Source organism: Thermodesulfitimonas sp., from assembly GCF_052743955.1.
The window spans coordinates 1-7,846 of the sequence record NZ_JBRAIN010000081.1; the positions used below are offsets into that span (position 1 = coordinate 1).

Sequence of the window (7,846 nt, forward strand, 5' to 3'; positions counted from 1 at the left end):
AGCGCGATTCCACACCGGCTTATGCACCTTAAAGTACTCGTTGAAGTACCGCTCCCGGTCGCGCTCAATCAGCCAGCGCTCATAATCGTTGAGCCACTCTTCCCATCGCGGCAGTTCCGTGAACGGAACAATCAGGTTTTTAAACTGATAATCTTGATTCAGGTAACACCCGCTCAGGTCGGCCCGTTCGCTAAAGATGGCCGCGTCCAGGTCACCAGCACTGATCTTCCCCAGGTCTAAGAAAAAACGGTAGGGATACTTAGTCCACTTTAGAGGAAGCGGCGGCGCCGCAAAAGCGTAGTGCAGAGAGGTTAAGCGCTGCTGGCCGTCGAGAATCAGCCAGTCTGGCTTGAGCTGCCCCGGCGGCTTCTCCACCCCGGCCACGGTCCGGAAAGCGAAGGGGCTGCTCTCCGCATCCACTTTTAGAAGAAGGAACGAACCAATAAAGTAACCCTTTAGCACCGAGGTCAGAAGGTCTCTTACGTCATCCCGCGTCCAAACGAAGTTACGCTGAAACTCAGGCAGAGCGATCTCCCCGCTCCTCGCCCGCTCCACCAGGTCGAGCAACCTTTTCTTGTCCGGCGTGATATCCAAAAGTCTTCACCATCCCCTATCTCCGGCTTTCCGAAACCCTACGCCGCCTCCGGCCAGTCGCGGTAGAGACTCTCCGCTTGCTCCATAATCACGACCACCAGCGTCTCGCACGCCGCCGGCTTATACCCGTAGCGGCGCAGCAACCGCTTCACCGTCGCCCGGATCTTCGCCTTCACGTTCTCGTGGTCGGTCCAGTCGATGCTCAGGTTCTTCTTGATCGCCGCCACCAACTCGCGCGCGATCGTCTTTAACTGCTCGTCGCCGGCGATATGCTCCTGCCCCTTCGCCACCGCATCGTAAAAGGCCATCTCCTCCTCCGTCAGCCCCAAAGCCTGCCCCCGGTGCTCGACCGCCCGCAGTTCCCGGGCCAGTTCCACCAGCCGCGCGATCACCTCCGCCGATTGCAGCGAGCGGTTCTGGTAGGCCTTCAGCACCTGCTCCAGCATCTCCTTAAAAGACCGGTAGCGGGTCACATTCCGCCGCATCTTGGTTTTGATCTCGTCCTCGATCAGCCGGCGCAAAAGCTCCACCTGAAGGTTTTTATGCTCCATCCCTTGCACCTCGGCTAAAAACTCGTCGCTCAGGATGGAGATGTCCGGCTTCTCCAGCCCCACCACCCCGAAGATGTCCACGACCTCGTCCGGGGCAATGGCCTCGGAAACCAGTTGCTTCACCGCCAGGTCGAGTTCGTCCACCGGCTGGCCGGCGGGCGGCGTGTACTTCACCACGTTCCGGCGCACGTGCTGGAAGAAGGCCACGTCGTCCCGGATCCGCGCCGCCTCCGGGTGGGGACTCACCAGCGCGAACGCCTTGGTTAACTCGGTGCAGGCTTTCAGGAAGCGGCTCTTCGTTTCGTCATCCGTCACCACCGCGTTGTGCGCCCGCTGCAGGAGCCGCGTGAGCTCCGCCGGCGCCAGCCGCCGCCACCCCTGATAATCAATCCCGTGGAAGAAGGCGCAGGTGAGATCGTACTTCTCCCGCAACACCGCAATCGCCTGGTCCAAGGGAATCATCGCCTCGTTGCGGTCTTTCTCGGTGTAGCAGGCCAGCGCTTTTTTGAGGTCGTCGGCAATCCCGATGTAGTCCACGATCAGCCCGCCCGGCTTGTCCTTGAAAACGCGGTTCACCCGGGCGATCGCCTGCATCAGGTTGTGGCCCTTCATCGGCTTGTCAACGTACATCGTGTGCAGGCAGGGGTTGTCAAAGCCGGTGAGCCACATATCCCGGACGATCACTAACTTTAAAGGGTCGTCGGGGTCCCGGAAGCGCTTCTTCAGTTCCTCCTGCTTGGCCTTACTCCGGATGTGCGGCTGGTAATCCTCCGGGTCACTCGCCGAGCCGGTCATCACCACCGCCACCTCCGGACAGCCCGGCAGCTCCCGGAGATACTTGTAAAGCTCAACGCAGATGCGCCGGCTCATGCAGACGATTAGCGCCTTCCCCGCCAGCGTTTTTGACCGCTCCGTGTAGTGGTCCAGGATGTCCAGTGCGATCAGCCTGAGGCGCTCCGGCGCCCCCGCCAGCGCCTCTAACCGCGCCCACTTACTCTTCAGCTTCTCTTTAACGTGCTCCTCTTCCCCTTCGGTAACCTCCTCAAAATCCTCGTCAATAAACTCGTTGGTCAGGTGCAGCTTCACCAACCGCCCTTCATAGTAGATAGGCACCGTGGCGCCGTCCGCAATCGCCTGCTGGATGTCGTAAACGCTGATGTAATCACCAAAAACCTGCCGCGTGGATTTATCCTCCAGCTCGATCGGCGTCCCGGTAAAGCCGACAAAGGCGGCGTTCGGCAGCCCCTCGCGGATGTAGCGGGCGTAGCCGCTCATAAAATTGTAGTGGGAGCGGTGCGCCTCGTCAGCGATCACCACGATGTTGGACCGCTCCGAAAGCAGCGGGTAGCTGCCGCCCTCCTCCGGCTGGAATTTTTGCACCGTGGTAAAGATCACGCCGCCGGCCGGTGCCGAGAGCAGCCGCTTCAAGTCCTCAACGCTTCCCGCCTGCTTGAGATAAGGGACCAGTTCCTCCGCCCGCAGGAAGTTTTCGTAAATCTGCTGGTCCAGGTCGTTCCGGTCGGTGAGCACCACGACGGTCGGGTTGTTCATCGCCGGGTGCCGGAGCAGTTTCGCGGTATAAAAAACCATCGAAAGCGACTTTCCGGAGCCCTGCGTGTGCCAGATGACGCCAACGCGCCGGTCACCTTCCGGACGTGTTGCCCGCAAAGTCGCCGCCAAGGCGGCGTTAACGGCGTGGTACTGGTGGTACATCGCCATCTTTTTGTAGAGCCTGTCCCCGTCGCTCTCAAAAAGGACGAAGTTCTGCACTAAATCGAGAAACCGCCGCTTCGCAAAGATTCCCCGGAGCAAAACCTCCAACTGCGGCAGGTCGGCCGGGGCGTCCTCCTCCCCCTCAATGGTGCGCCACGGCGCGAAGCGCTCCCAACTGCTCGTGATCGTCCCATGCCGCGCCTCAGTTGAATCAGACACCACCAGGATTTCGTTGTAATAGAAAAGTTCCGGAATTTCCCGCATGTAGGTTTGCAGTTGCTGGTAGGCCCCTTTGATGGTCGTGGTTGCGTCCGTCGGGTTCTTAAGCTCGATAACCCCCAGCGGCAGGCCGTTTACGAAAACCACGATGTCCGCCCGCCGGTTGTATTCGCCAGTCACCACCGTAAACTGGTTTACCGCCAACCAGTCGTTATTCTCCGGATCCGCAAAATCAAAAAGCCGGGCGAAGTCGCCGCGCCGCTCCCCCTCCGGGCCGACCACCTCCACCTTCACCCCGTCCCGCAGCATCCGGTGAAAGCGCCGGTTATTCTCGGCCAAATTGGGCGAATCGAGGTGCAGCACCTGCTGCAGCGCATCTCCCAAAGCCTCCTCCGGCAGGTGCGGGTTCAGCCGCGCCAGCGCCGCCCGCAAGCGCCTCACTAACACCACATCCCGGAACGAACCCCGTTCCGGCCGCTCCCCACCCGGGCTGATTTCCGGCCCAAACGCCGTTTCGTACCCGAGTTCCGCCAGCCACTGCAGCGCCGCCTGTTCGATGAGGGATTCGTTAGTGGTGGATGTCATAAACGAATATTTCACCCCTTACTTTTCACCGGAGCTTTATCATGTTCATGTTGAACCTCATAGAACCAAAAATTTATCCGACTCGTTGGATCGAACGTTTTAAGCCCGCGGCTTGTTTTGAGACTAACACCAAGTCTGAAATTCTTACAAAGCTTATCGAACTCCTTCAGTACCAAAAAGCGCTGGTTATCCGCTTTACTCATCTCCCCACCTACGCTGTCCGCAAATCCATATTCTTCTGGAAATAAGATCATTTGCCCACTAGAAGCCTGTTGCTATTTTAAATAACGTTCAAACGAACTACGCGAGTAGACGGCCAACCCTGCAAAGAGATCCGCTATCTGAACAAGCGGCTCTTGCTCTGATTTAGCTGGCATAATTTGCTCAATCCCAAATTCTTGCTTGAGCCTTCTCCCTACTTTCCCAACAGTAAAAACGCTTGGCTCTGACTCAAGCCGTGTGCTGGCCTTACGAAGAAGGTAATCCATTCTTGCCCAGTCAATAGCCGTATTTTCGTCCGGACACAGGCGCCATATACTTCCGTCCGGCCACCGGTTGCACAGGACGTTTCTAAAAAGGTGATAGTACATACGCTGCAAGTTTGCAATGTCATCGCGCCCCCTAATTTTATGTCTCTTGTCTTCCACGTCCCATGTTAAAACATCTACCCGAATAAGACCACTGACGGCTTTGTTGATGGTCCACTCCAACATCTTAAGCGCCGCAAAGCGTTCTCTGACACCATGAAGCTTGGTCCATTTAAACTCGCTAGCAATGCCGGATTCCTCGAAGAGACCCCGCAATTCTGCATTCAAGCTGTCAACGTTATCCATTTTTGTCGTAACCAAAGCTATCCCCCGATAGCGCCCAATATTGTACTGGGTTTCATCAGCGTATGCGATATGAGTTGGCTCGTGAGGGCCATTCTCAATCCTCATAAGTACTCCTCCGCTGAACCAATCGGTCCATTCTTCACCCTAATTTCACCTGACAATAATTTCGGTAGTAGATGATCACGGATTTCGGCGAGAAGTTTGGATTCTATCAAATTGGCAACCATTAAGCGGAATATCCTGTCCATCAACGGTTCGATAAGATGGAGAATGCCCTGAGGAGGTATCGCAACCAACGTTTCCTCCAAGTGGCAACGCTGAATATGCCCCATCGTAGTCACCTTATCTTGAGCTATGGCTTGAAAACGAGGGAGTTCTATCTGAAGCCGGTAGTAAATGAACCATGGGGAAACATATTTGGAGACAACCCTAAAAATGTGCTGGTTAATTACGGCATCGCCACCGGTCCAGATATATATACCTATTGATGCCGACCAGGAAAATAAGATTTCCCCATTCTTCGTTCGATGCTTATCTTCGATATCTCCGCTAAAAAAATTGGTTGAATCGGTTATGCCGTTATTGAGTTCTGCAATGCGAACAATCGGTAATCCCCTTTTCGCCCATTCATGCTGTTTAAATGCTCGACCATCAATAAAATTTGCCAATTCGGTAATAGGCTTCACTTCCCAGCTTTTCGGAATCGGGCCGAGTTCGCTGTCTACGAATTCGCCGTCGCGGAAGGGTTCGAAGTCCACGAACCAGGATTTGAAGATGGCGCGGGCGATGGCCTCCAGGGTCCGGTTCATCCGGTGGTTGAGTTCGATCTTATCGTCGAAGGCGCCGAGGATTTCGGCGATCCGCTGCTGTTCTGGAAGGGGAGGTACCGGCCTTTCGATTTTGGCAAGAACATCCCACACTGCACGCGGCATCCGTGTTCCTTCAGATGTTTGCGTAGCGATTTCAATTGTTTCCGGCATCGCCAGCCAATAAAAGAGAAATCGTTGATCGGTTCCCGGCTTCGCCCGGATCACAAAGATGTCAGTTGAGCATACCCCATCAAAGGAAGGGCGGACTACTTTACGAAAATAGGGACGGAGCTTTCCAAATAAAATATCTCCGGCCCGGAAAGCAAATTTGCCACTTGTGACTTCTGATGATTTACCGACTCCACAAAGACGAAGCGTTCCGGGCTGTATGTGTTCAAGGCCTATGTAGGGCCGCGTTTCTCCGTTGGTAGGATCGAAATGTTCTCGGACGAGTTCAGCGCAATCCCCAAGACGTTTCACCACCCATCCGGTAGGTGCCGTGTCTTGATGAGCAAAACCTTCGGAAAGCGATACTTTATACCTCATACCCCAACTCCCCTAAGTTCCGGCGAATGCGTTCTTTGAGTTCCTCCGCCTGGCGGAACTGTTCGGATAGTTCGGCGGTAAGGCGCGCCATCTTTTCCTCGAATGGCTCGTCCTCGTCGTTGTTCTCTCCGGTGCCGACGTAGCGGCCGGGGGTGAGGACGTGGCCGTGCGCGCGGATTTCTTCGCGTTTCACGGCTTTGCAGAAGCCCGGCACGTCCGCGTATTCGCCCGCCGCGGGGTTGCCCCGCCAGGCGCGGTAGGTATTGGCGATTTGCCGAATGTGTTCCGCGGTGAATTCGTTCTGGGTGCGGGAGACTTTGACAAAGAGCTTGCGGGCGTCAATAAAGAGGGTCTCACCCCGCCGGTCGCGCAGGCCACGGGCGCGCTCATCCTTATTTTTGGCGATAAACCAGAGGGAAACCGGGATGCCGGTGGTGAAAAAGAGCTGCGGCGGGCAGGCGACGATGCAGTCCACCAGGTCGGCCTCGATGATCTTTTTGCGGATCTCTCCCTCCGTGCCGCCTACGGAAAGGGAGCCGTTGGCCATAACGAAGCCGGCCCGGCCGTTCGGCGCTAAGTGGTGGATGAAGTGCTGGATCCACATATAGTTGGCGTTGGAGTTTGGCGGCTGGCCGAATTTGAGGCGGATATCGCCGGCCACCTTGTCCGCGCCCCACTCCTTCATATTGAAGGGCGGGTTGGTGATGATGAAGTCGGCGCGCAAGTCCTTATGCAGGTCGTTGGTAAAGGTATCGCCCAACAGAATATTTTCGTTCGGGATGCCCCGGATAGCCAGGTTCATCTTGCAGATGCGCCAGGTGGCCTCGTTGCGCTCCTGCCCGTAGATGGAGATGTCGTTCGGGTTACCGTTGTGGGCCTCGATGAACTTGCGGCTCTGCACGAACATTCCGCCAGAACCGCAGGCCGGGTCGTAGACCCGCCCCCGGTAAGGCTCCAGCATCTCGACCAGCAGCCGCACGACGCACTGCGGGGTGTAAAACTCGCCGCCCCGGTGCCCTTCGGCCTTAGCGAACATCTTGATGAAATATTCGTAGGTCCGGCCGAGAACATCCCGCGCCACGGCATCGCCGTTGGCCAGGTCAATTGCCGAAAAGAGGTTCAAAAGTTCCCCCAAGGTCTGCGCGGGAAGGGAGGAACGGGCGTAGATCTTCGGAAGCACGCCGCGCAGTTGCTTCGGGTTCTCCTTCTCGATGGCGGCCATCGCCTCGTCAATCAGCCGGCCGAGGTGTGGCTGGTGCGCGTTCGCCAAAAGGTAGGACCAGCGGGCCTGAGGCGGAATCCAGAAGACGTTGGCGGCGAGGTACTCGTCCTTGTCCTCGGCAACGGAGGCGATATATTCCGCCGGCGCCTCTTTGACGTAGTATTCCGTATTGGCCGGGTCGGTAACGGCGCGCGTCAGGAACCGGTGCCGGTTTTCAAAGGCGTCCGAGAGGTATTTCAGAAAGAGCAGCCCGAGAACGATATGCTTGTATTCCGCCGCCTCTACTGTGCCCCGCAGCCGGTTCGCCGCCGACCAGAGCCGGTCGGCGAATTCGAGGTCACCGTTGCCGTTTTTTACCGCGCTTTTCTTTTTCGCCATAACCCTTTCCCGCCAGATAAACCAGAGGTTCCCGTAAACAGCCGTTTTTAGAGGTTCAAATCTTAAAGGCGCGTACTGCCATAACTGCCGTTTTGCTTTATTCGCTAATTGCCGCCATTTTTCCTGCCGCAGCCCTTGCAGCGTCAGCCGTCTTTTCTTCCCCATTTTTTCAGCCGGCGTTCGCACTCGGCGCGGGGCAGGCGACGCCTCTTCGCCCGCATCTTTTTCAGCGCTTGGGCCGCTTCCGGTGGCGTGGTAGCGTGGCGCCGGATTAATTCGTCCAGTATCCAGAGCGTCCCGTGCACGGGCACCTTCTCTTGTTCTGCAGCTTTCCGCAGGTACCTGTCACCGGTAAGCAAAACACCGCCCCTGGCTTTGGCCAGCGCCAGGGCAAAA

General features: G+C 56.8%; 6 protein-coding genes. All 6 read right to left on the reverse strand.

Annotated features, from left to right (window positions below; translation table 11 throughout):
• Nucleotides 1-594, reverse strand: a 594-nt coding sequence (locus ACUVTA_RS07360; protein ID WP_445952306.1) for a DUF262 domain-containing protein, incomplete at its 3' end; no start/stop codon positions are given.
• 38 nt (nt 595-632) lie between these two features.
• Nucleotides 633-3,662 (reverse strand): type I restriction endonuclease subunit R, encoded by a 3,030-nt coding sequence (locus ACUVTA_RS07365; RefSeq protein WP_445952307.1) that lies wholly within the window; start codon nt 3,660-3,662, stop codon nt 633-635.
• Between the two features lie 275 nt (nt 3,663-3,937).
• Nucleotides 3,938-4,600, reverse strand: coding sequence for a DUF3800 domain-containing protein (locus ACUVTA_RS07370; RefSeq protein ID WP_445952308.1), 663 nt, complete (start codon nt 4,598-4,600; stop codon nt 3,938-3,940).
• A complete protein-coding gene (locus ACUVTA_RS07375; RefSeq protein ID WP_445952309.1) occupies nt 4,597-5,850 on the reverse strand; it encodes a restriction endonuclease subunit S in 1,254 nt (417 codons plus the stop codon). Before ACUVTA_RS07375 ends, ACUVTA_RS07370 begins: the two co-directional genes overlap by 4 nt.
• Entirely contained in the window at nt 5,840-7,615 is a 1,776-nt protein-coding gene (locus ACUVTA_RS07380; protein WP_445952310.1) for a class I SAM-dependent DNA methyltransferase, read from the reverse strand. Before ACUVTA_RS07380 ends, ACUVTA_RS07375 begins: the two co-directional genes overlap by 11 nt.
• Nucleotides 7,594-7,846: DUF3368 domain-containing protein (locus ACUVTA_RS07385; RefSeq protein ID WP_445952311.1), on the reverse strand; the 253-nt coding region annotated here is incomplete at its 5' end. The genes ACUVTA_RS07380 and ACUVTA_RS07385, both read right to left, overlap by 22 nt.

Coding starts and splice junctions, on each gene's coding strand:
- ACUVTA_RS07370 (WP_445952308.1), bottom strand. CDS start 4,600: ATGAGGATTGAGAATGGCCCTCACGAGCCAACTCATATCGCATACGCT.
- ACUVTA_RS07375 (WP_445952309.1), bottom strand. CDS start 5,850: ATGAGGTATAAAGTATCGCTTTCCGAAGGTTTTGCTCATCAAGACACG.
- ACUVTA_RS07380 (WP_445952310.1), bottom strand. CDS start 7,615: ATGGGGAAGAAAAGACGGCTGACGCTGCAAGGGCTGCGGCAGGAAAAA.
- ACUVTA_RS07365 (WP_445952307.1), bottom strand. CDS start 3,662: ATGACATCCACCACTAACGAATCCCTCATCGAACAGGCGGCGCTGCAG.